This window comes from Rossellomorea aquimaris (assembly GCF_020172085.1).
Lineage (GTDB): Bacteria > Bacillota > Bacilli > Bacillales > Bacillaceae_B > Rossellomorea > Rossellomorea aquimaris_E.
This window is the reverse complement of record NZ_JAIVAT010000003.1, coordinates 1,484,897-1,508,373: the sequence shown is the minus strand read 5'-3', so window position 1 is coordinate 1,508,373 and position 23,477 is coordinate 1,484,897. Positions and strand designations below refer to the sequence as shown.

The 23,477-nt window shown below is 41.7% G+C and carries 21 protein-coding genes and 1 riboswitch; of the genes, 17 read left to right on the top strand and 4 right to left on the bottom strand.

Annotation, left to right across the window (positions count from 1 at the left end):
• The first annotated feature begins 11 nt into the window (after positions 1 to 11).
• A riboswitch (SAM riboswitch) is annotated at positions 12 to 117 on the top strand.
• Positions 118 to 209: 92 nt separating this feature from the next.
• The 6 genes from LCL96_RS08585 to LCL96_RS08560 all read left to right on the top strand — a co-directional run bounded on the left by LCL96_RS08585 (position 210) and on the right by LCL96_RS08560 (position 10,362).
• Entirely contained in the window at positions 210 to 1,334 is a 1,125-nt protein-coding gene (locus LCL96_RS08585; protein ID WP_224940979.1) for a methionine biosynthesis PLP-dependent protein, read from the top strand.
• Positions 1,327 to 2,511 (top strand): cystathionine beta-lyase, encoded by a 1,185-nt coding sequence (gene metC, locus LCL96_RS08580; RefSeq protein ID WP_224940978.1) that lies wholly within the window; start codon positions 1,327 to 1,329, stop codon positions 2,509 to 2,511. The genes LCL96_RS08585 and metC overlap by 8 nt, the downstream gene beginning before the upstream one ends.
• 16 nt (positions 2,512 to 2,527) lie before the next feature.
• The gene (locus LCL96_RS08575) at positions 2,528 to 4,378 is read left to right on the top strand and encodes a bifunctional homocysteine S-methyltransferase/methylenetetrahydrofolate reductase (RefSeq protein WP_224940977.1); all 1,851 of its coding nucleotides are present in this window, start codon (positions 2,528 to 2,530) and stop codon (positions 4,376 to 4,378) included.
• Positions 4,359 to 7,805 (top strand): methionine synthase, encoded by a 3,447-nt coding sequence (gene metH / locus LCL96_RS08570; protein ID WP_224940976.1) that lies wholly within the window; start codon positions 4,359 to 4,361, stop codon positions 7,803 to 7,805. The genes LCL96_RS08575 and metH overlap by 20 nt, the downstream gene beginning before the upstream one ends.
• Positions 7,806 to 8,762: 957 nt before the next feature.
• Complete coding sequence (locus LCL96_RS08565) at positions 8,763 to 9,755, top strand: ring-cleaving dioxygenase (RefSeq protein WP_224940975.1); 993 nt, start codon at positions 8,763 to 8,765, stop codon at positions 9,753 to 9,755.
• A gap of 1 nt (position 9,756) precedes the next feature.
• The gene (locus tag LCL96_RS08560) at positions 9,757 to 10,362 is read left to right on the top strand and encodes an alpha/beta hydrolase (RefSeq protein WP_224940974.1); all 606 of its coding nucleotides are present in this window, start codon (positions 9,757 to 9,759) and stop codon (positions 10,360 to 10,362) included.
• A 62-nt stretch (positions 10,363 to 10,424) separates the two neighbouring features.
• On the opposite strand, the gene LCL96_RS08555 is transcribed toward LCL96_RS08560, so the two are convergent.
• A complete protein-coding gene (locus LCL96_RS08555; RefSeq protein WP_224940973.1) occupies positions 10,425 to 11,342 on the bottom strand; it encodes a hypothetical protein in 918 nt (305 codons plus the stop codon).
• 183 nt (positions 11,343 to 11,525) lie between these two features.
• Between LCL96_RS08555 and LCL96_RS08550 the strand changes: the two genes are divergently transcribed.
• Together LCL96_RS08550 and LCL96_RS08545 are read left to right on the top strand one after the other, a co-directional pair.
• The gene (locus LCL96_RS08550) at positions 11,526 to 12,590 is read left to right on the top strand and encodes a bifunctional transcriptional activator/DNA repair enzyme AdaA (protein ID WP_224940972.1); all 1,065 of its coding nucleotides are present in this window, start codon (positions 11,526 to 11,528) and stop codon (positions 12,588 to 12,590) included.
• A 98-nt stretch (positions 12,591 to 12,688) separates the two neighbouring features.
• Entirely contained in the window at positions 12,689 to 13,294 is a 606-nt protein-coding gene (locus LCL96_RS08545; protein ID WP_224940971.1) for a YitT family protein, read from the top strand.
• A gap of 42 nt (positions 13,295 to 13,336) precedes the next feature.
• Here the strand turns inward: LCL96_RS08545 and LCL96_RS08540 are convergent, their stop codons facing one another.
• The gene (locus tag LCL96_RS08540; protein ID WP_224940970.1) at positions 13,337 to 14,113 is read right to left on the bottom strand and encodes an MBL fold metallo-hydrolase; all 777 of its coding nucleotides are present in this window, start codon (positions 14,111 to 14,113) and stop codon (positions 13,337 to 13,339) included.
• A gap of 156 nt (positions 14,114 to 14,269) precedes the next feature.
• On the opposite strand from LCL96_RS08540, the gene LCL96_RS23700 reads away from it, so the two are divergent.
• A complete protein-coding gene (locus LCL96_RS23700; protein WP_412103543.1) occupies positions 14,270 to 14,593 on the top strand; it encodes a TIGR04104 family putative zinc finger protein in 324 nt (107 codons plus the stop codon).
• A gap of 42 nt (positions 14,594 to 14,635) precedes the next feature.
• On the opposite strand, the gene LCL96_RS08530 is transcribed toward LCL96_RS23700, so the two are convergent.
• Positions 14,636 to 15,529, bottom strand: coding sequence for a glycerophosphodiester phosphodiesterase (locus LCL96_RS08530; protein ID WP_397550966.1), 894 nt, complete (start codon positions 15,527 to 15,529; stop codon positions 14,636 to 14,638).
• A gap of 198 nt (positions 15,530 to 15,727) precedes the next feature.
• Here LCL96_RS08530 and LCL96_RS08525 point away from each other — a divergent pair, with 198 nt between their 5' ends.
• The 8 genes from LCL96_RS08525 to LCL96_RS08490 all read left to right on the top strand — a co-directional run bounded on the left by LCL96_RS08525 (position 15,728) and on the right by LCL96_RS08490 (position 23,042).
• Positions 15,728 to 16,729 carry a DUF3231 family protein gene (locus LCL96_RS08525; protein ID WP_224940968.1) on the top strand — a complete coding sequence of 334 codons (1,002 nt, stop codon included), beginning with the start codon at positions 15,728 to 15,730 and terminating at the stop codon, positions 16,727 to 16,729.
• A 427-nt stretch (positions 16,730 to 17,156) separates the two neighbouring features.
• Positions 17,157 to 17,954 carry an alpha/beta fold hydrolase gene (locus tag LCL96_RS08520; RefSeq protein ID WP_224940967.1) on the top strand — a complete coding sequence of 266 codons (798 nt, stop codon included), beginning with the start codon at positions 17,157 to 17,159 and terminating at the stop codon, positions 17,952 to 17,954.
• A 241-nt stretch (positions 17,955 to 18,195) separates the two neighbouring features.
• The gene (locus tag LCL96_RS08515; protein ID WP_224940966.1) at positions 18,196 to 18,933 is read left to right on the top strand and encodes a TIGR02206 family membrane protein; all 738 of its coding nucleotides are present in this window, start codon (positions 18,196 to 18,198) and stop codon (positions 18,931 to 18,933) included.
• Positions 18,934 to 18,991: 58 nt separating this feature from the next.
• A complete protein-coding gene (locus LCL96_RS08510) occupies positions 18,992 to 19,567 on the top strand; it encodes a glycerol-3-phosphate acyltransferase (RefSeq protein WP_224940965.1) in 576 nt (191 codons plus the stop codon).
• A gap of 11 nt (positions 19,568 to 19,578) precedes the next feature.
• On the top strand, positions 19,579 to 20,664 hold the full coding sequence (locus tag LCL96_RS08505) for an aminotransferase class V-fold PLP-dependent enzyme (RefSeq protein WP_224940964.1): 1,086 nt from the start codon (positions 19,579 to 19,581) through the stop codon (positions 20,662 to 20,664).
• A 126-nt stretch (positions 20,665 to 20,790) separates the two neighbouring features.
• Positions 20,791 to 21,192 (top strand): hypothetical protein, encoded by a 402-nt coding sequence (locus LCL96_RS08500; protein ID WP_224940963.1) that lies wholly within the window; start codon positions 20,791 to 20,793, stop codon positions 21,190 to 21,192.
• Positions 21,189 to 21,788: a hypothetical protein gene (locus tag LCL96_RS08495; RefSeq protein WP_224940962.1), complete on the top strand. Its 600-nt coding sequence runs from the start codon at positions 21,189 to 21,191 to the stop codon at positions 21,786 to 21,788. The genes LCL96_RS08500 and LCL96_RS08495 overlap by 4 nt, the downstream gene beginning before the upstream one ends.
• Positions 21,789 to 21,932: 144 nt before the next feature.
• A complete protein-coding gene (locus tag LCL96_RS08490) occupies positions 21,933 to 23,042 on the top strand; it encodes an LTA synthase family protein (protein ID WP_224940961.1) in 1,110 nt (369 codons plus the stop codon).
• Between the two features lie 67 nt (positions 23,043 to 23,109).
• On the opposite strand, the gene LCL96_RS08485 is transcribed toward LCL96_RS08490, so the two are convergent.
• Positions 23,110 to 23,460, bottom strand: coding sequence for a hypothetical protein (locus tag LCL96_RS08485; RefSeq protein WP_224940960.1), 351 nt, complete (start codon positions 23,458 to 23,460; stop codon positions 23,110 to 23,112).
• Positions 23,461 to 23,477: the final 17 nt, after the last annotated feature.

Genomic DNA, 23,477 nt, shown 5'->3' with positions numbered 1-23,477 from the left:
ATTCATATAGTTTCTTATCAAGAGAGGTAGAGGGACTGGCCCGAAGACACCTCAGCAACCAGCCAAAGAGGCATGGTGCTAATTCCAGCAAGTTGATGTCAACTTGGACGATAAGAGGGAGAACGAATGTATAAAACCTTCTTATTTTCAATAAGAAGGTTTTTTTGTTTTTCCCCTTTTCATTTTCAAGGAAAGAAAAGGAGAGAAGAATGTTGAGAAAACATATTGATACTTTATTAGTCCAGGCAGGCAACCGGAGTGATCCTGGAACCGGAGCTGTCAGCATGCCACTTCACTTATCTACAGCATTTGAACATAAAGGGATCGGTCAATCCACCGGCTATGATTATACGAGGACAGGAAATCCTACCAGGAAGACCTTGGAAGAAACACTTGCCCAACTGGAGGATGGACATAGAGGATTTGCATTCAGTTCTGGAATGGCGGCCATCCAGGCGATACTTGGTTTATTCTCAAGCGGGGATGAATTGATTGTTTCGAAGGACCTTTATGGGGGAAGCTATCGTTTATTCATACAGTACGAAGCCCAGTATAATATCAAGTTTCACTTTGTCGAAACAAGTGACAATGAATTGATAAAAAGACATATTTCAAACAGAACCAAGGCCATTTTTCTTGAAACCCCAACCAATCCATTGATGAACGAAGCAACTATTGATGAAGTAGCTGGTTTAGCAAAAGAAAACGGGTTGCTATTAATAGTCGATAATACATTTTATACCCCTGTACTTCAAAAGCCACTTACTCAGGGAGCAGACATTGTAATTCATAGTGCAACGAAATACCTTGGTGGCCATAATGATGTGCTGGCAGGAGCCGTGATCGTAAACACAGAGAAGTTGGCGGAAGATATTTATACCATTCAGAATTCAATCGGAGCGGTTCTTGCCCCCTTTGATTGCTGGCTCTTATTAAGAGGGATGAAGACCCTTAGCCTCAGAATGGCACAGCACGAAAAAAATGCAAGACAAATAGCCGAATACCTTGAAGAGCATGATGGTGTAACAGACGTACTTTATCCCGGAAGAGGCGGGATGCTTTCCTTCCGTATCGAAAAAGAAGAATGGATTGCTCCTTTTCTCAAGCATTTAAACGTGATTACGTTTGCTGAAAGTTTAGGAGGCGTGGAAAGCTTTATCACTTACCCAGCTACACAGACGCATGCAGATATTCCTGAAGAGGAACGGATGATGTTGGGGATCTGCAATAGACTCCTGAGGTTTTCTGTAGGAATTGAGTTTATCGATGACCTGATAGCAGACTTGGAGAATGTTTTTCATCAATTGGAGAAAGAGGTGCCAGCGTATGAGTAAAAAACCATTTTCACTTCAGACGTCACTCATTCATTCTCACGGATTTGATAAAGAAACAGGAGCGGTCTCTACGCCTATTCAGCACGCCACTACTTTCCATCAACAGGATTTCGACCAATACGGGACCTACGATTACAGCCGTTCTGGCAATCCGACCAGGGAAACGGTTGAAGAAACGATAGCAGAGTTGGAAGGAGGGATAAAAGGCTTTGCCTTTTCATCCGGTATGGCGGCAATCTCAACAAGCTTCTTATTGTTATCAAGCGGCGATCACGTCCTCGTATCCGAAGAAGTATACGGTGGGACATACAGGATGATCACTGAAGTCCTTACAAAGTTTGGTATCGAATACTCCTTTGTGAACATGAAGGACCTGCACGAAGTAGCTTGTTCAATTAGGCACAATACAAAGGTTATTTATATGGAGACGCCTTCAAATCCACTTTTAAACATCACTGATATTGAAGGGGTTGTGAAGCTTGCGAAGGCAAATAACTGCTTGACGTTCCTGGATAATACATTTATGACACCCCTGTTGCAAAGACCAATCAGTCTGGGAGTAGATGTTGTCCTACACAGTGCGACGAAATTCCTTGCAGGGCACAGTGATGTTTTAGCAGGGCTTGCCGTAACGGGAAACGAGGAGATTGCCGGGAAACTAGCTTTCCTGCAAAACTCATTTGGAGCGGTCCTCGGAGTCCAGGATTGCTGGCTGCTCTTAAGAGGGATGAAAACCCTGCACGTACGATTAAAGGAATCCTCAGAATCCGCTTATAAGATTGCGAGCTTCTTAGAAAGCAGGAAAGAAGTTGAGGAAGTATATTATCCTGGTCTGAGCTATCATCCTGGGCGTGAAATCCAGGTCCGCCAGGCAGAGGGTCCAGGAGCGGTGCTTTCCTTTCGATTGAGAGGAGAGGAGGAAGTAAAGCAACTGATACAACATGTGAATATTCCGGTGTTTGCTGTAAGTTTAGGAGCTGTTGAATCAATCCTTTCCTATCCATCGAGAATGTCCCATGCTTCCATGCCAAAAGCCGAACGGGAAAGAAGAGGCATTACAGATGGCTTACTGAGGTTATCCGTAGGACTTGAAAACGCAGAAGAATTGATTAAGGACCTTGAAAAAGGTCTAGACAGTATCCAAAAGATCAAACGAAACAATGTCATAAATTTATAATAAAGGAGGGGATGGCGTGAAACCGTTCCTTGATGCACTGAAAGAGAGAATCTTGATCGCAGATGGCGCTATAGGGACATTATTGTATTCATATGGAGTGGACAGATGTTTCGAAGAATTGAATCTTTCTCACCCAAATGAAGTATTGAAAGTCCATAAAGAGTATATTGATGCAGGAGCAGATATCATTCAGACCAATACGTACGGAGCTAATTATCAAAAGCTTTCTAGATACGGTTTGGAAGATTCGGTTAAGGAAATCAATACAGCAGCCGTGAGACTTGCAAAAAAAGCAGCTGGAAACAAGACGTATATTTTAGGGACCATCGGGGGCATAAGGGCCATTAAACAAAATGTGCCACTGGAAGAAATCAAACGGAGCTTCCGGGAACAGCTGTACTGTCTATTATTAGAAGGTGTAGACGGTATTCTCCTTGAAACCTATTATGACTTTGAAGAATTAACCACTGTGCTGGACATTGCCAAACGCGAGGCGGACATTCCGGTCATTGCTCAAGTTTCACTGCATGAGACGGGAGTCCTTCAGAATGGAATGGAATTAAAAGACGCGCTTCACCATTTAGAATTGCATGGGGCCGATGTTGTCGGTATCAATTGCCGTATGGGACCATTCCACATGGTCAACTCTTTGGAAGAAGTTCCATTGCCTAAACGGGCCTTCCTTTCCGTCTATCCCAACGCCAGCCTTCCAAACTATGAAGAAGGCAGGTTTTATTATTCAGCTGAACCTGATTACTTTGGGGATATCAGTAATGAACTACGGCAACAGGGTGTCAGAATCATTGGGGGCTGCTGCGGGACGACACCTGACCACATTCGTTCAGTGGCCGAGAGGTTAAAAAGCCGTGAGCCAGTTAGAGAGAAAGTGGTGAAAAAGAAAAAAGCCGTTCCATTGTCTGCAGCTCCCGTCAAGGGCAACTTGCTGCATGAGCAGGTAAGAAAGAAGAAAACGATCATTGTCGAACTTGATCCACCAAAGCATCTTGACACAAAACGATTCTTTCAAGGAGCCAAGGCATTAAAGGAAGCTGGAATCGATGCGCTGACTCTTGCTGACAACCCTTTAGCATCTCCCCGTATCAGTAATGATGCGATCGGTAGCCTTGTCCAGTCTCAACTCGATTTGACACCACTGGTCCATATTACGTGCCGGGATCGCAACCTGATAGGCTTGCAGTCCCATTTAATGGGCCTGCACACGTTAGGGATTCACAATATATTAGCCATTACAGGGGATCCTGCGAAGATTGGTGATTTTCCAGGTGCAGCGTCCGTATATGATTTGTCATCACTTGAACTGATTGAACTCATTAAACAGAACAATGAGGGAATTTCCTTTTCAGGTAAATCACTTCGGGAACGCACTCAATTCTCAGTAGGTGCAGCATTTAATCCCAATTTCCGTCACTTGGACGCTTCTGTGAAAAGATTAGAAAGGAAAAAGAAAGCAGGAGCAGACTATTTTATTTCCCAACCGATCTTCGGGAAAGAGCAGCTTATACAAGTGCATGAAGCCACCAAGCATCTCGATGTTCCCATCTTTATTGGGATCATGCCTTTAATCAGTTCAAGGAATGCAGAATTTCTCCATCATGAAGTTCCAGGTATCAATGTCCCTGAGGAAACAAGACGCAGAATGAAGGAAGCAGGAACTGATCCTGTCATTGCTAGGACGGTAGGTATGGAAATTGCTAAAGGCTTATTGGATACTGCAGTGGAGCTGTTTAACGGAATTTATCTCATCACACCTTTTGTACGTTATGATATGAGCATTGAACTTGTCCACTATATACAAGAGAAAACCAATACAGAAAGAGAGGTTCCCTATGACCATCACCTTGTTTGAAGAACAGCTTAGGAAAAAGATCCTCGTTCTCGATGGAGCAATGGGAACGATGCTGCAGCAGGCAAACTTATCTCCAGAGGACTTTGGGGGGGAAGAGCTTGAAGGATGTAATGAAAATCTAGTATTGACGAGACCGGGAGTCATCCATCAGATTCATCTGGAATATTTAGCTGCTGGGGCTGATGTGATCGAAACGAATACATTCGGTGCAACCCCCATCGTACTCGACGAATATGATCTGGGAGCTAAAGCATATGAAATCAATAAAGTTGCAGCCGAAATCGCCAAAAAGGCGGTACAGGAAATTTCTACAAAGGAGTGGCCAAGATTTGTGGCCGGTTCTCTCGGTCCAACAACCAAAACTTTATCCGTTACTGGAGGAATAAGCTTCGATGAGTTAGTGGATAACTACCGGATACAGGCAGAAGGTCTTCTCGATGGAGGAGTAGATGTAATGCTTCTTGAAACGAGTCAAGATGCATTGAATGTGAAAGCTGCAAATCTCGGAATTCGTAAAGCCTTTGAATCCAGGGAGAAAGAAATCCCTATCTTATTATCTGGTACGATCGAGCCGATGGGCACGACTCTTGCAGGACAGAATATCGAGGCTTTTTATTTATCCCTTGAACACTTAAATCCCCTGGTAGTCGGCTTGAACTGTGCAACGGGACCTGAGTTTATGCGCGACCATATTCGTTCCTTATCGGGTCTGGCCACTACCTATATAAGCTGTTATCCGAATGCAGGCTTGCCGGATGAAGAAGGGAATTACAATGAGACGGCGGATTCACTCAGTGTAAAAATGAAGGGCTTTGCAGAGAAAGGCTGGTTGAATCTTGTTGGAGGATGTTGCGGCACGACGCCGGATCATATTCGCGCTCTTTCAGAAGCAGTGAAGGGACTTCCACCTCGTAAACCCATCGCTTCTCATCCTCATGCTGTATCGGGAATTGAGCCTTTTATCTATGAGGATGAAGATAGAAGACCGATCCTCGTCGGAGAACGGACGAATGTCATCGGCTCTCGTAAATTTAAACGGTTGATTGCTGAAAATAAGATAGAAGAAGCGTCAGAAATTGCGAGGGCGCAGGTGAAAAATGGTGCCCAGGTGATCGATATCTGCCTCGCGGACCCCGATCGTGAAGAAGTGGAGGATATGAATGTATTTATCCAGGAGGTCGTGAAAAAAGTAAAAGTTCCCCTTGTTATAGACTCAACCGATGAGAAAGTACTTGAGGCTGCATTGAAATATTCTCAAGGAAAGGTGATCATCAACTCGATCAATCTTGAAGACGGTGAAGAGCGGTTTGAGAAAGTAACCAAGTTGATGAAGGAATACGGAGCCGCGGTTGTAGTCGGAACGATCGATGAGAAAGGAATGGGAGTAACAACAGATCGTAAGGTGGAAATTGCCCTTCGTTCCCATACATTATTAACAGAGAAATACGGCATCGCTTCAGAAGATATCATCTTTGATCCTCTTGTATTCCCCGTTGGGACAGGGGATCAGCAATACATCGGATCAGCAGGGGCAACTGTCGAGGGAATAAGACAGATCAAAGAAATCCTGCCGGAATGTCCTCATATCTTAGGGGTAAGCAATGTTTCATTTGGCCTGCCGCCTGTCGGAAGAGAAGTCCTGAATGCTGTGTACCTTTACCATTGCACGAAAGCAGGACTTGATTATGCCATTGTCAATACGGAAAAACTGGAGCGATTTGCCTCGATACCCGAAGAAGAAGTGAAAATGGCTGAGAAACTGCTATTTGAGACGACTGATGAGGTATTGGCTGACTTCACAGCATTTTATAGAGGGAAAAAGAAAGAAGTCAAGGTCCCTGTCAATACAATGACGTTGGAAGAGAGATTGGCACATTATGTTGTAGAAGGGACAAAAGAAGGGTTGATTGATGACTTGAACCTTGCCCTTCAGCAATATGATGCTCCCCTTGATATCATCAATGGTCCGCTTATGGCCGGGATGAGTGAAGTCGGGAAACTCTTCAATGATAATCAGCTGATAGTTGCAGAAGTCTTGCAGAGTGCTGAAGTGATGAAGGCTTCCGTTGCTCATTTGGAACCACATATGGAACAAACGGAAAGTTCTTCTTCGAAAGGGAAAGTGATTTTGGCTACCGTAAAGGGAGATGTCCATGATATCGGTAAAAACCTGGTGGATATCATTCTTAGTAATAATGGGTATGAAGTCATTGATTTAGGTATTAAAGTCACACCGCAGGAACTGATCGAAGTCATCAGGAAAGAAGAGCCTGATATTGTAGGCTTGTCTGGGCTCCTTGTGAAGTCAGCCCAACAAATGGTCATTACGGCCCAGGATTTGAAGCAGTCAAATATATCAGTACCTCTTGTGGTAGGTGGAGCGGCGCTTACAAGGAAATTCACTACGAACAAGATTGGGCGGGAATACGATGGTATGGTCCTTTACGCGAAGGATGCAATGGATGGGTTAAGCATCATGAATGGAATTCAACATGAAGAAACAAGGATTGAGCTGGAAGAGGAGAGCCGTGAAAAGAAGAAAAGGCTGTCTCTCAACGAAGAAACTTCAACACAGTCTCCTTCATCGGTTGCAGTCAAAGTACGATCAGCCGTATCTAAAGATGTGTTGGTCCATGTCCCATCAGACCTGATTCCCCATACCATAAGAGAATTTTCACTGGATCAAATACAGCCCTACGTGAATCAGCAAATGCTTCTCGGCCATCACCTGGGGATTAAAGGGAAAATATCAAGATTACTGGAAGAAGAGGACGAGAGAACCATCGGACTGAAAGAGATGACGGATGACCTGTTCCATAAAGCAAAAAAGAAAGGGATGATTCAGGCATCTGCACGATATCAATTCTTTCCTGCTCAGTCAGATGGTGATGATGTCGTGATTTATCATCCGGAAGACCTTTCTATTGAAATAGAGAGATTTCATTTTCCGAGGCAGGTTGGGAATCAACATTTATGTTTAGCCGATTACCTGCGATCTGTAGATAGCGGAGATATGGATTATGTCGGATTCTTTGCTGTAACAGCAGGTGTGAAAATCAGGCAATGGGCAAACGAATTGAAGAAAGAAGGCAGATTCCTCGAAAGTCATGCATTACAGGCACTTGCTTTAGAAACAGCAGAAGGGCTCGCTGAAAGGGTGCATGAAATGATGAGAAGCAGATGGGGATTCCCTGACCCTGTTGACTTTACTATGCAGGACCGCTTTAGGACGCACTATCAAGGGCAGCGTTTCTCATTTGGGTATCCTGCCTGTCCCGAACTGGAAGATCAGAAGAAGCTGTTTAAGCTCATTCAACCCGAAAAGATAGGGATCCAACTAACAGACGGTTGCATGATGGAACCTGAAGCATCCGTAACAGCGATGGTTTTCGCTCATCCGGAAGCAAGATATTTTAATGTATTATAATACTCATATTAAAAAGGCAACTTCAAAAAATGGAGTTGCCTTTTACACTTATGGCGATATGTTCTAATCTATTCTTATAGAGATCGACTTTGTCAAAATAAAAATGGATAGGTGATAATGAGAGAACTTAAAGTTTAAGGTTAGAGGATGAAGGATAGTCGACTTGTAGAGTAATAAAGGGGAAACACAGAAGTTATAGAGAGTGATTTTCTGCTTTAACACTTTCATTACTAAACGTTGTTTCAAGTATTTCCAGTATTTTTTCTTCTGAGAATCCTGTGACCATTGATAGATTCAGCAAACTAGGTTTAATTCCGATTGAAACACAGAAATGATAGGCACTTTGGATAGCAAGTGTTTCAATACACTTGCGAGTCAGATTGTTCTTCATACTCAAATCAGCTCCCAACAATTTTGACGTATGACTCAGTAGCACCTTTACGATATCATATGAAGACTCGAGGTTGGTATCTATCAGGAGATCCCTATACATCAAAATAGTATATCGAGACAATCCTTGCTGCCTTTTTCTCACTATATACCATCATTATACACTTTATATTGTGAATTGTAGAGTGTAATTACAAAATAGTGTAGTGTTTTTAGAAAATGCTCATTATTCTGATTTCTAATGAGATATTATCAAAGAGAGAATGCATCGAGGTGGGAAAAAGGCGGAATGTAGCCGATCATGGGGTTAGAATAATCGGTGAGTGTGTTTAAGAACGAACTATGAGGGGAGATAGGGATAGAGTTTCATCTAAACTTCAGGAAAATGAAAAAATTGAGCATCTATATGTATGGATGTTTTTTTTTTTGCGAGTTTGATTGCAAGGAAAATTACAACTCGAAAATGGTATGGTCAATACCTTGAAATTAAATATCTTGAATTAAAGATAATTATCGTGTATGATACAACTATAAGGTAAATACTATTCCTTAAGGAGTGAAGATCAGATGAAATTGAAACCATTAAAAGGGCAGCATCACGTTTCTGCCATTACGGCTAATGCCAAGAAAAACTTTGAATTTTATACCGAGACACTCGGACTTCGATTAGTGAAGAAATCCATCAATCAGGACGATACGTCGGTTTATCACCTATTCTATGCAGATGAGAGGGGGAACCCGGGAACGGACCTGACATTCTTTGAGATTCCACATGCAGGGAACACCTATGAGGGTACGAACAGTATCTCATTAACCGCACTTAGAGTGAACACCGATGAATCTCTGTTTTACTGGAAACGACGTTTTGAAGAGTTGGGTATCGATCATGAAGATATTTCCCATCATACAGGGCGTGCAAGCTTAAGATTTCGTGATTTCGAAGGTCAGCGGCTCATGCTTGTTTCAGATGAATTGAATGAAGGGGTTGCAGGTGGGAAACCGTGGGATAAGAGTCCTGTTCCTGTAGAACACGGGGTGGTCGGTTTAGGTCCCATCACGTTGACCGTTGCCCGCGGGGATGACACAGCAGTGGTCCTGACGAAGGTTTTGGGCTTTAGAGAAACGAGAAAGTTTCCTTCCGACATAGAAGGGCAGCCTGATATACGTGTATTTGAAACAGGTGAAGGAGGAACCGGAGGAGAGGTGTATCTCCAAGAAAGAAGCGACATCCCCCGGGAAAGGCCTGGTAGAGGAAGTGTCCACCATGTTGCGTTCCGTGTAGAAGACGAACAGGAACTTCATAAGTGGGTCGAGTGGCTCAATGAAAATCGCTTGCCGAACTCAGGTTTTGTTGAGCGATACTATTTCCGTTCCCTCTACTTCCGTGAACCGAATGGAATTCTCTTTGAACTTGCAACAGATGGTCCTGGATTCGAAACGGATGAGGATTTCGATACATTAGGCGAGAATTTATCTCTCCCTCCATATTTTGAAGCCCAAAGAGAATCCATTGAAGCGAAGTTAAAGCCTTTGGATACGAAAGAGAAAGGAGGGAGATAATGTGAAACATATTTTCAAACAGGGAAACAAAAATTTGCCTACACTCTTATTACTTCATGGAACAGGAGGAGATGAACGCGATTTACTCCCCCTTGCCGGGATGATTGCACCGGAAGCTTCGGTTTTAAGTGTGAAAGGGAACGTGGATGAAAATGGGATGGCACGGTTTTTTGCACGCTTACGAGAAGGAGTCTTCGATGAGGAAGATTTGGTTTTCCGTACAGGGGAATTAAATGAATTTATTGATTCAAGCGCTGAAACTTACGGTTTTGATCGGGATAATGTAGTAGCCTTGGGGTATTCCAATGGTGCCAATATCGCAGCAAGCCTGATATATCACATTCCTGGATCGTTAAAAGGAGCCATGTTATTTCATGCCATGGTACCAAGGCGTGGAGTGGATCTCCCTGATTTGAATAGGGTTCACGTATTTATAGGAGCAGGGAAACGAGATCCTCTTATCCCTACAGAAGAAACCAGGGAACTTGTAAAAAATCTAAAGGATGCTCATTCTCCTGTTACGGAGTTTTGGACAGATGGCGGACATGAGCTTCGCAGGGAAGAAGTAGAAGAAGCGAAGAGTTGGTTTGTCAATAACTTTCAATAATGGAAAGAACACCGGAGACATTTGTCTCTGGTGTTTATTTATGGCCCAATAATATGCACCTTCTATTTAAGACCTATCCCATCATACGCCTTAAATACTCGTAACATTTCCAGGGTCAGAATCCCCCGCCACTCCGTTTCAGCAATGGGCCAAGTATTCTCAAATTGTCCGAACCAGGACCAATTGGGCTGCCAATAACCTTGTGGATACTGATTCATTGCCTCCTGATTCAATTGAATGTGTATCTCCTCTTTAAGAGCTTCAAAAAATGGAGAGGCAGGCTCATTCGCTACCTGAAGTGGTTTGGCCACGTACTCATTCCACTTTGAAGGATCTGTACATACTGTATCCCTGACATGGCTTATGAGAATGGTGTACAAGGTCGATTTCGTCTCTCCATGAACCTCTTGCAACATTCGCGCATAACAGAGAAAATCATGCATGTCTATAGGATGGGGCAATTGTTTAAGCTCATGGAGGGCTTTATCCGTCCATTCCGAAAGTCGGGAATGCTGAGGAGAGTACCGATGAAAGTAACCTACAATTTCAGCATTGGGATTTGCCCAGGTGGTTTGTACGCCGCAATGGCCCTTTTTAGGGTCAAAGTGCCACCAAGGAGCATGTGGCACGGAATTGACCTTCTCTGATACAGCATTCCATCCTTGGATTTCTTCATCATATGTGTGATGGAGGTATTCGAGTGCCTTTTGGACGATGGGATGGTCGGAATCTAGTCCTATATTCTTTGCGTTCTGTAATCCAATAGTGGTTGCGAGTGGGGAGGAACTGTCCAGGCGAAAGTCAGGTTCGATGGATCGACCGAATCCTCCATCCTCATTTTGATAGAGGGATAATTCATTTATGACTTCTTCTTTCCTTCCCTCCTCGAAGTAATAGCTGAATAACTTCTGTTCAAGTGGTCTTGCATGCTGTTGAATGTAATCTTTTGCTTTTTTCCATTGATCGATGGAAAGATACATGTGGAAAACTCCTTCCTTTCTTTGTATTCGTTATACATTATCTATTGATAAGTGAAATTCCTGCTTTTTAGAGAGATTTTTCAGAGGTCCGTCCCTCATGAAATATTGATGCCTGATTTTCGGCGGCGTTGTTTTGGCTTTGTATTATAATGAAAGAAAGAATAGGACGTGGAGGGATTGTGGATGATATCGCTGGATTTACAAAAGGAATACTATCAGGCTTTGTTAGAAAAAAGAACGGATTATGAGGGGATATTCTATGTTGGAGTAAAAACAACGGGTGTCTTTTGCCGGCCGGCATGTCCCGCCAGAAAGCCGAAATTCGAGAACTGCGAATTCTTCGAGACGGCAGAGCAAGCACTTCTGGCGTCCTTTCGCCCATGTAAGAGGTGTAAACCTTTATCTCATCCGAATAGTGTCTCAGAAGTGGTAAAGATGCTAGTGGATGCGGTAGAAGGTGACACTGAGAAACGATGGAAGAATAAGGATCTGGAGGAGCTAGCTATAGATGCGTCCACTGCAAGGCGACAATTTAAGAAAAGATTCGGTATGACATTTGTTGAATATGCAAGAGCACGCAGAATGGGGTTGGCCATGAAGGAAATCAGGTCGGGATTGCAGGTCATCGATGCCCAGCATGCATCAGGTTATGAGTCAGGGAGCGGATTTAGAGATGCTTTTTCGAGGATCATGGGGGCACCCCCATCATCTTCACAGCACAGTACCGTGTTAAAAGCGGCTTGGATCGATACAAAACTGGGACCGATGATCGCTATTTCAGATGACAAGTCATTGTATTTATTAGAGTTTGTAGACAGACGGGGGCTTGAGCGTGAGGTGGAAAGGTTAAGGGAGAAAACAAAGGCAGCAATCATACCTGGTTCCTCTGAACCTCTTCGTTCAATCGAAAAGGAACTGACCGACTATTTCAATGGCAATTTGTCAGAGTTTCACACTGCTTTCACTATGCTTGGCTCGCCATTTCAACAGAGTGTTTGGTACGAACTAAAAAAAATCCCACTTGGAGAAACAAGATCTTATACCGACATGGCGGAAAGCATTGATCATCCATCGGCCGTTCGTGCAGTTGCCAGGGCAAATGGATGTAACCAGCTCGCCATCATCATACCCTGTCACAGAGTGATCAGAGCAAATGGTGATCTTGCGGGTTATGCAGGCGGTGTTACCCGAAAGAATTGGTTAATCGAGCATGAAAAGAGGATGGCAAATAAGAAGGATCTGACTTAAGGAAAACAGAGGATCATGGGCGAAATGGATGTTGCAGAATCTATAAATAGCTACTAGACTATGAGATAGAGTTTATTTACAGAATCGGGAGCAGTGATATGAGGATTTTGAGAAAAGCTGTAATGTTAGCATTAGGCGCAAGTATACAAGGTCTGGCTATGGCTGTATTTTTGTTTCCACACCTCATTCCTTCGGGTGGAGCAGCAAGTGTGAGTGTTCTGTTTCATTACCTGCTGCATATTCCTTTTGCCGTTACCCTTTGGGTGATGAATGTATGTTTATTGGGGGCAGCTGCGAAATGGCTGGGTAAGGAAAATGCCATTTGGACCATGTATTGTGTATCCGTTACATCAGTGGTTGTAGATATCTCGGATCAAGTTGTAGCGGGCACTGTTTCATTTGTGTACGTGGATCTCTTCATTGGAAGCATCCTTTTTGGTATCGGGGTCGGGATTCTCTTCAGGATGGGAGCTTCTTCAGGGGGAATGGACATTTTAGCACTCATTATATCAAAACTGAAAGGGTATTCTCCTGGGAGGACTCTATTCTTTATTAATGGAAGTGTATTGCTCCTAACAGGTATCGTTGTCGATTTCAGCCTTATTATATATGCCATTGTTTGTCAGTATATCGGAACAAGGACTCTTGATTTCATCAACAACTTCGATATCAAAGGCAGGATTCCAAGACTGGAAAACTATTGAATAAAAGGTCCGTCCCTCTTTGATGAGGGACGGACCTTTTATTTAGGATATTTCTTTAATGATCGATTTGACGGTGTGTGTGGGCGAGTTTTCAAACAGTGAGATGTATTGAAAGAGTTTGTTTTTGGGCAAAAGGTGTTTGCGTATTTCTTTGGTTGATTTTCCTTCGAGATGAGCCTTCTTTACGTTATCTTGAAGATTAAGAAGGTAATCTCTTTTCTTCTCTAATAACTTTCTACCATGCTTCAAATGACCTTGATGAGAGCAATAGACTTCTTGAAAAGAGTATGACAGTGTCTTATTAATGGAGCGGATCAATTCGGGAACGGATTCAAATGAGAAATTGGAAGTGGGCGAATGAAATAAATATAAATCCCCTGAGAAGCAAATCCCCTTCTCTTCATCAATAAGAACAATGTGATCCTCGGCATGGCCAGGAGTATGGACAATTTGGAATGAATGATGCTCGGTAACGAACACATCTTCCTGAAGAGCTCTAGGATGAAATGGTGCACGATTGTGCCAGAACAAGGCTCGGTAGAATGGAAGCTTGGTCCTCTGTTTGCATGCGTTTACTCCCAAGGGATGAATCCATTGAGGAATGGAATAAAATCTTTCAATCCAAGCACTATTGCCCGTGTGGTCCTCATGGTGATGAGTATGAATGACCCTTTTGATAGGTAGATCTTTCACAATCGAACGAACTTCATTTTTCATACTATATGGCCCGGTATCTATTAGAACATCATCAACTTGAAAAAAATAAACGGGCATTTTTTGACCAAATGTTTGAACGTCTAATTTAAATGATTGTATCAATTCAGTTACTCCTTGAGAATTAGTGTTATAGTACAATATTCGAATGAAACGGGAAAAATCCTGCATGGATTATATTTTTTCATGAAAGAAAGTGGGACGGACCTCGAATATCGGCTATAACTAGCAGTAGAAAAATGATAAAATAAAATAATAAAGTTGTGCTATATAGGGGGAAGTGCTTTGCAGAAGTGTAATGGATGTAAGAATCAATTTAGATGGAAAGAGCTTTTGTTTTCCATATGGAAATCTTATTCACCAATAGAATGTAGTCAATGTGGAAAAAGGCATACAATTAGTTCAGTTTCCAAATTTATTGTTTCCTTTCTCATTTTAGTGCCTGCAGTTGTATTCGGTTTATTGATTGCTCCTGAACAAGGATTGTCAAAACCGGTAACTTTTTTCCTGATTGTGTTAATGGCGTTTGTCATTTCAATTTTCCTACCGTTATTCGTCAAATATGAATATAAGAAGGGATCATAAAAAGAGCTGCCGACCGGGGCAGCTCTTTCTATTTCCACATGATCACTTCTTCTTCATTTCTTTTAATACTTCTTCTAAACGATCAGGGTAGTTGGTGAACATTCCTGTCACGCCCCACTCGATCAATTTTTTCATATCTTCTTTTTCCAAGACGGTGTAAGGGTGGACCAAAAGGTCATGATCTCGTACTTTCTCTACATATTCTTCATCGATCTTTTTATAGCTCATTCCAAGACCAACTGCATATTCCTCGTAGTGGTCAAGCTCATCTTCCGTAATAGTGGCATCCGTCTTATAATCAATTAATTGAACAAGTGGGATATCTTCGTTCATATCATGTACTTTTTGAAGACTTTCTTCACTAAAGGACTGTATGATCACTTTACTTGAAGGTCCATTTTTCCTTATCAGATTGTACTCATTCAGAATTTGAAGTAATTTTTTCTCCATACCTGGATATACTTCAGGAGATTTTGTTTCAATGTAGTAGTGCTTGTCTTTTCCAAAGTGTTGGATGATTTCTTCAAGCGTTTGAACCTTCAAGCCATTGTATTCAGGCTTGGCCATATCAGGGTGCATATCATTAAACCATGAACCAGCATCCAAACCCTTGATTTCTGCCAGTGTATAATCTTTTACCAGTCCAGTTCCATCAGTTGTTCGATCAAGCGTTTCATCATGCATGGCAATCAATTCACCGTCTTTTGTCATCTGCAGATCAAGCTCTATGTAGTCCCCTCCCATTTCGTCTCCCAGTTCATAAGATGGAAGAGTATGCTCTGGAGCATATCCAGATCCTCCTCTGTGCGCAATGTTCAAGATTTGGTTGTCATTCATTGCTGGATGACCAGTTTCCGCAAGTGCAGGCTGAACGGAAGAGGCGCCTAGCCCAATCATTGCCGCAGATAAACAAACTTTCTTTACTAGTGTATTCATTTTACATTCTCCCTTCTGAAGTAAACTCAAAATAAGGATATAATATGAATTTGAAAGAAATTCATCATGTTTGAAAAGCTTGTGTGAACATTGGATTAATGGAATATGACAGCTGAGACTATAGATACATGACCAATGAATGGAGAATAATTTACAACATTAGGAAAACACTATAGTAAAAAGAAAAGGAGTCGTAAGATGGAGGACCAAGACATCAAATTGACTACTGCAGAAATCTCCGCATTATGGACGACTTATATTAAGTGCTCGGCGCTTAATTGCTTTTACACACATTTTCTTACATACCTGAAAGACGAAAGGATCAAATCCGTTGTTGAGGAAAGTTTGATGACGAATATTGAAACGATGAATAAAATCAGAAACCTTTATATTTCTGAAGGCTTTCCGATTCCGAATGGCTTCACAGAAAAGGATGTAGATACAAAGGCACCACCTCTTTACTCGGATTTATTTGCTCTGAGCTTTGTCTATAGAGGGGGTCAGGTCACAAGTAGTCACTACACGACAATTGTGGGGGCTGTTGCCCGTTCAGATGTGTATGACCTTTTCGAACAGTGCCTGACGAAAGCTCTAACATTGTATAAACAATCCTTGCAATTGATGTTGGAAAAAGGAATTTATGACCGGCCACCTAAAATGAATTACCCTCAATCCATACAGTATATTTCTCATCAGCCCTCCTTGATGGAAAGCTGGTTAGGGGATAAGAGGCCACTGAACGCCCTCGAACTGAGTGAATTATTCTTTGTGATTGAGCGGAATTGCATAGGCATCATTTTATTGAAAGGATTCATACAAACGTCTAAAGACAAAGAAGTAAAGGATTATTTAAGGAAAGGGAAAAAACTGAGTGAAAAGCAGATTACGACGTTTAATCATGTACTTGTGAAAGACGATGCATTTCCGACGTATCCAGTTTCCATGGAGATTACTGCCTCTACAAAGCCACCGTTTTCAGAGAAGTTGATGTTGTTTTTTATATCTTCTTCGAACTCAGTCGGTCTGACGACGCTTTGTCATGCTATAACGATGTCAACAAGAAAGGACCTGGCTGTTCATTACACACTGTTTGTGACGGAAATTATGAAATATGGGTCTGATGGCCTCAAACTCTTAGTGGAAAGAGGTTGGATGGAGCAGCCTCCGCAACAGGAAGATCGAGGCAGCATATGTGAATAAAGATATGGGGGAGTAATATGTATTCAAAAATCGTATTTATATGTTTAGTAGGAATCCTTACCGTGCTTAACATGGATAGTATAAAGAGTAGATGCAAACATTTTGTCAGGTATAAATGTTCAATGGTTTTATCAACGTTTTATACTTTAAGGTAGATATTTGACTACATGTAAGGGACGAAACGAATAAAAATAATGGTGAAATTACAATCTGATAACACAAAAAGTTCGGAATTTCTTCAGAATCTATATGACAAAGAACCTTAAGGTAAGATAGAATAAAGATACATTAAGGTAAGGCTTCAAGAGAGTAGAGTGCTTCATGTCAGGTAGATCCAAACCGATGATCTTATTGATGATCCGTCTGGTTCAACCGCGTGATCCATTCCACACTTTTGGTAGGTTGTGCTGTTTTTAAGGAGAAATAGATGCTAGAATACACCGTACATCAGGGAGTCGGCAAAGAGTATGTGGTTTTCCTTCATGGAATTGGAGGGACGTCAAAGATTTTTTGCAAGCAATTGGAAACCTTTAAAAAGTACTACAATGTAGTGACGATTCACTTGCCTGGTCATGGCAAATCGCCAGGGGTGGAATCGTATGATGAACCTTTTACGATTGATTTAATTGTACGTGAAGTCGTGGAAGTGCTGGATGAGATCAAGATTGAGCGGGCCCATTTTATTGGGATATCCCTCGGTTCAGTGGTCATTCACCATTTAATGCAACAAGCACCCGAGCGTGTGAAATCAGCGGTTTTGGGAGGATGCATCACGCGTTTTACGTTATTCTCAAACACCCTGTTGCATATTGGTCATGCGGTCAAAAAATTGATTCCATTCATGTGGTTATATAAGTTATTCGCATATGTCATGATGCCAAAAAGCAATCATAGTATTTCAAGAAAGTTGTTTATTCGGGAAGCGAAGAGAATGAAACGACAGGATTTTCTGGCGTGGTATCGACTTACACCCTATATTAAAGCAACTTACGCCTGCGTACAGGAAAGGGCAGCACATATCCCGAAGCTCTATATATCAGGAAAAGAAGATCATCTTTTTGTTGATTCACTTGATGAAGACACAAAAGGGGATTCTTCTGCTGTGAAAGTATTTCTTGAGGATTGCGGACACGTTTGCAATGTAGAAAAGCCATCTGAGTTTAACCGGCTTGCCCTCGATTTCATTTATAACAATCAGAATCTTCCGCTGCGAAAGGTTCAATAGCTTGAAAATCCCATTTCAATGATGAAGTGGGATTTTTTATTTGTGAAAGGGTCAAGTGTGGGGGCAATGGAATGTCGAGAATAATATAGATAAATGAAGAGGTCCGTCCCTGCAGAAATGATGGAAAAGGGCTCTAAATAAAGAAAGTGGATGAGGAAATTGAGGTCCGTCCCTATAAAGGAAATGAGGGGGTATTGGTAGAATATAGTATAGATGGAGTCGGTTTGGGGGGATTGTGGGTTTGTTTTGGGATGTATTGAATTTCAGGTATGACGAGTATCCTTTTGAGTTGTTTTCTGTTTCTCATTTGGCAGCCATTCTTGTTTCGGTTGGCTGCATGGTGGGGTTATTTGCAGGAAGACATCGTATTCAAGGGAATATGAAAAGAATATTCAAATGGACCCTGGTTGTTTTACTTGTATTGAGTGAGGCGTCTTTTCAAGTGTGGTATATCATCAATGATCATTGGGAAGTAGCCGTCAACCTGCCATTTCAACTATGTTCATTATCATTGTATCTTTGTATCATCATGTTGTTGACCAGAAGCTATCGGATCTTTGAAATCGGTTTCTTTGTCAGTATGTCAGGTGCGTTTATAGCCATCATCACACCGGAGCTTTTTTTCGGATTTCCTCACTTCCGGTATTTTCAATTCTTTCTTGCCCATTTAACGATTGTAGTAGCTTGTTTGTACATGGTGTGGATCGAAGGGTTCAGACTGACATTCGGTTCCTTGATCCGGGCATTTTTTGCATTAAATGGGTTTGCCTTATTCGCTTATTTAGTCAACAAAATGGTTGGAGCGAATTATATGTTTCTCATGCATAAACCTTATAATGCAAGTCCCATTGATTATTTGGGAGAATATCCTTGGTATCTGATTTCCTTGGAAGGGGTCAGTTTTTTTCTTTTTATTATTTTATATGCCCCTTTTATCATCGTTAAGAAGAGAAGGAAAGAAGAAAAGGTAAATATATGAAACTTTTTACATGGTTCTACCGTCTATTAACATATAAGAATAGCAGGGAGCAGGTAACATGAGTCACAGTTTGACAATAAGTCTAATCATGATGCTTTCTTACGCTCTGGGAAGTATAACAGGAGCTTATTATATTGTAAAAGCTTTCACTGGAAAGGATATCCGGAAGGTCGGAAGCGGGAATGTAGGGGCTACGAATGCAGGAAGGATGGCAGGCAAGAAAGGATTCTTGTTGACGATTTTCATTGATGCAGGAAAAGTGATTCTCGCATTATTCATCACATCCGTCCTGATCAAGGGAGAAGGCTATTTAATCCTAAGCTCTTTAATGGTAGTGATGGGACATCTATTTCCCTTCCAACTCGGATTTCATGGCGGTAAGGGGATTGTCGCCTATTTGGCTTCTGCTTTATTTCTTTGTCCGTTAAGTATCGTTGTCTTTGCCATCATGATGGGTGGTGTTTACATCGTAATCAGGAAGTACACATTAGCCGGTTTTCTTTCAATGGCTTCCATTCCCATAACAGCCATTATGATTGAGGATTCATTCATTAAATCTGCTGGCTTGGGAATTTTATTTGTGATTATTCTGTTATCCCATAACCGATCATTTCACCATTCAGTTCAAACATAGGAGGTACAAGTATGAATAGTCAAATGTTGCAATATAAGATTGCAAGAGATCCGGATGAATTTCAACAAATATACTCTTTAAATTATCAAACGTTCGTAGAGGAAATCCCTCAGCATGAAATAAATGATAGTCGCATGCTTAAGGATCGGTTTCACGATGAAAATACATATGTCATCGCAAAGGCTGGAGATGAAGTTGTGGGAATGATTGCCGTAAGATCTGACAGACCTTTTTCGTTGGATCAAAAGTTGGGCAACTTGGATGAGTATTTGCCCCCACATTCCGTACTGTGTGAAATCAGGCTTTTATCTGTTAAGGAAACATATAGGAGTACGAGGGTATTCTATCAATTATGTGAGGTGCTTCTATCACATTGTTTAGAAAAGGGATATACCATGGCCTTGATCTCAGGTACTGTTCGGCAGCTTAAACTATATAAGCGTATGGGCTTTCGTCCGTTTGCAAAACTCGTCGGTAAAGATGCTGCGAGATTTCAGCCCATGTATCTGACTCGTGAAAGTTTTGAGAATTCTACCAAAGCGTTTCGGCGCTTGATGGTACGAAAGTCTGAAGAAACCCTTCCTCATGTATTTCTTCCTGGACCCGTTCCCCGTCATAAAAGGGTGGAAGATGCCTTTAAAAAGGAAGCTATTTCACATAGGAGCAGTTTATTTCTTCAAGAAATGGAAGAGGTGCGAAAGAACTTAAGGAAAATGACAAGTGCGAATCATGTTCAGGTGGCAGTGGGAACCGGTACTCTTGCCAATGATATGGTAGCTGCTCAACTGACAAAGCTATCCGGAAGGGGGCTCATTCTTGCAAATGGAGAATTTGGTTATAGGTTGATGGATCATGGAAAACGATTCGATTTATCTTTTCATACCATTGAAAAGGAATGGAATGACCGGATTACATTGGATGAAATTGAGACCGTACTCCAATGTGATCCAGGTATAAAATGGCTTTGGACTGTTCATTGTGAGACATCAACGGGGTACTTATACAAAATAGGGAAGCTTCTTTCGCTATGTCAAAAATACGATGTAGAGCTTTGTGTGGATGCCTGCAGTTCCGTAGGTGCGATTCCGATTGATTAAAAAAATGTTTATCTCGCAAGCTCTGTAAGTGGAAAGGCACTGGGGTCTTATCCCGGTCTGGCTCTGATATTTCATCGTGATAAAATCAATCCAAGTGATTCCATCCCAAGATATCTGGATGTGGGGATGTATGCTACGAACGGTGGAAGCGTCCCGTTTACTCATTCATCCAACCTTCTGGGTGCGTTAAATGAAGCCTTACAGGTGGTCGACTATGAAAAAAATCTTATAATTTCCCAAAAAGTAAGGCGCTTATTAAAACAAGAAGGTTTACATCTGCTTGAGGGTGAATCGTATGCTCCCTGGGTAATTACAGTCGCTCTAAACAAGGAACTATGCAGTAGACAATTTGGAGATGTCTGTAAAGGGGCTGGCATCTTATTAAGCTACGAAAGTAAATACTTGATTAACAGGAATTGGGTTCAAGTGGCACTCATGGGATCGCAAAATGAATGGAAGGTATTGAACGCAATGTCTGTTCTCACAAGAGAATTTCAAAGCATGAGGGATCCAAAGGTAATCCAATGAGTGAAGTGAAAAAATTTCTTTTGGCATTTAGCAACGAACAATTGGCAGGGTTCGCGATTCTGTCCCTATGGGTCAAAACCGTTTTGGTATCGCTCTTAGGGTTCAACCTGCACGTGGAATCATTTCTTGACATCTTACTTATTCTATTTAATCCGGTTGGATCGTTATTGATATTGATTGGATTCAGCTTTTTCTTCTTTAGGAAATTGAAACCGATCCTGGTTATCATTCTGATGGGGATTGTAACCGGTCTCCTATACGGTGACCTTCTTTACTTTCGGTTTTATTCAGATTTCGTAACGGTCCCTATTCTTTTTCAGTTTAAAAACGTGGGAGGGATCGGGCCAAGCACATTTGAACTGATGAGCCCCTGGGATATTCTGTTATTGGTAGATATCCTCTTGGCTGGATGGATACTAAAGGGAAAACCAAGGGGAGCCACCGTTTTATCACGGAAATGGAAGTTCAGCTACATAGGATTAAGTGTGACTTTACTAATGAGTACACTTGTGATTGGTTTGGTGAGATCTCCTTATTTATTTGCAGAGTCCTACGACAGGGAGCAACTGGTTAAATCAATCGGACCATTCAATTAGCATTTATACGATATCGCGATTGCAGCTACGAACCCGATCTCGTACCTGCTTGCAGGCAAATCAGACACAGAGGCGTCCTTAAGGTATACAAAGTCGTCCAAACAAGAACCGTCGGACTTATTTGGGGTTGCTGAAGGGAAAAACTTGATTTTAGTCAGTATGGAATCTACACAGAATTTTGCAATCAATCAAAAAATCAATGGAGAAGAAATTACACCGTTCCTGAATGAATTGATAAAGGATAGTTTTTACTTTACGAATATTTATGATCAGACCGCACAGGGAAAAACATCGGATGCAGAGTTTATGATCGACACGGGATTATACCCTTTATCAAGCGGATCAGCATTTGTGAGGAAACCCGACAATACATACAGAAGTCTTCCTCATCTCCTGAAAGCACAGGAAGATTATTATGCAGCTGTATTTCACGGTAATGACCGGACATTCTGGAACCGTGAATCCATGTATGAGTCGCTTGGGTACGATCGCTATTTTTCCAAGAGGGATTACACCGTGACCGAAGAAAATTCGGTGAATTACGGGATTAAGGACATTCCATTTTTTGATCAGACATTTACCTATCTAGAGGAAATTCCGCAGCCATTCTATACACGTCTGATTACATTGACGAATCACTTTCCGTTCCTATTGGAAGAACATGATCAGTTCATTGAAGAGGCTTCTACCAGTGAAGATGTTGTAAATCGTTATGTTACAACGGTGAGATATGAAGATGAAGCCATTAAGGCGTTATTTGAGAAACTAAAATCAAATGGAATGTATCAGAATACAGTAGTCGTCCTTTATGGGGATCATTACGGGATTTCTGAAAAATATGAACAGGGAGTGTTTGAACTTCTGGGTCAAGAGGATACTCCTGTAAATCATGCCAAGCTCCAACAGGTACCCCTTATCATTCATGTACCTGGTGAAAAAGCGAAAACGATTGAAACCATTGGAGGGGAGATTGATATCCGCGCGACCATCCTACATTTATTGGGCATCGAATCGAAGGACACCCTTTCATTTGGGCACAGTCTGTTTACTAGAGATGGAAATCATCCTGTTATCTTTCGGGATGGGGATTTCATTACGGAGAAGTATATTTTTCAAGACAATGCTTGCTACAGCAATATAGGTGAAAAACCAGTCAGTGACTCACGTTGCGAGCCATACAAGGAAAAGGTAAGGGAGGAATTAAGGCGGTCAGATGATATTGTGTATGGAGATTTATTGAGATTTTTGGAGTAATAGGATGTATAACCCCCGGCTTTTAAGCTAGGGGTTATTAAGTGAATCATAATATAGTTATGTAAACTCATTTCGGTCCATTCCTTGAAGTCAGTGTATAGAACCTTCCATTGAACCCGATGACATCAATATTCATCATGTTCTCAGGGTCATTGAGACTTTGGTATTGTCGATTGATGCGGAGGGTGAATAGACCGGAAGAATTGGTCCCCTTTACGTCAGCATACTTGATTCTTTCCGTTATATCCTCATTGATAAATTTCATTTCGATAATGGAACAGTCTTCTTTACAGTCAATCCCATACTCCTTTTTTAGCCACTTTTCATAATCATTTTCAGTTGGTTTGTTGAGTATCGAGATAATACTGAGTGTTATGACGACAATAATAAAAAAAAGAAAGGTGCGTCTTTTATTCATGATTACATTCCTTCCTT